The 730-nt window shown below is 46.3% G+C and carries 1 protein-coding gene; it reads right to left on the reverse strand.

Annotation, left to right across the window (positions count from 1 at the left end; translation table 11 throughout):
- Positions 1-11: 11 nt before the first annotated feature.
- Positions 12-730 (reverse strand): glycosyltransferase (locus A3751_RS02290; RefSeq protein ID WP_197466118.1); only part of this gene is annotated, 719 nt, incomplete at its 5' end.

Consider the following 730-nt stretch of genomic DNA (forward strand, 5'->3'; position numbering starts at 1 on the left):
GTCTTGAGCCTTCATAGAGAGATCTCGCGATATAGAGCAATAATTGCTTGGGCGTTATCCAAAGCACTGTTTGGTTTTGCGGGCAAAACCTTTGAGTCACTAGTGAGTAGTTTATATAAGGCTGAGGCATAAGACGAGGCTTCATGCTCCTCTGATAGAACGCCCCCCTCGCCTTGCTCAAAGCTTTCAGTCACGGCTCCTGCGTTATGACTAACGATTGGTGTACCTAGAGCCATAGACTCAAGCAATGTCATCGGTAAGCCCTCGTGGTCGGAACACATGACGAGCACATCCAAGCTTTTAATATAAGAGGCGACGTTTTTAATATGCCCATGAAAGGTAACCGCATCGGATAAGCCTAGTTGCTCCGCCCTCTTTTCTAGCTGTAACCGCAGCGGCCCATCGCCAATAACATGGAACTTTAACACTTGATCTGTCGATTCTGAGTTTACTAGCTCGCTCGCCATATCCAAGAAAATATCAACACGCTTTACTGGCACTAGCCGTCCGACAATGCCGACATGCTTTACCTTTACCTTGGGCTCATGAAGCAAAAAAGGAGCATCTGCTTTTACGTCTTTGAGCGCCTCGAGGTCTACGCCATTTTCAATTACCGTAATGTGCTGCTTTGGGTAATCAACTTGAAGTTTATGCGCTAGCTCTTCTGATACCGCGATAATTTTCTTTTGAAGGTACCGACCACAGAACTGATCGACTGTCACTTGAATCT

This window comes from Oleiphilus sp. HI0080 (assembly GCF_001635135.1).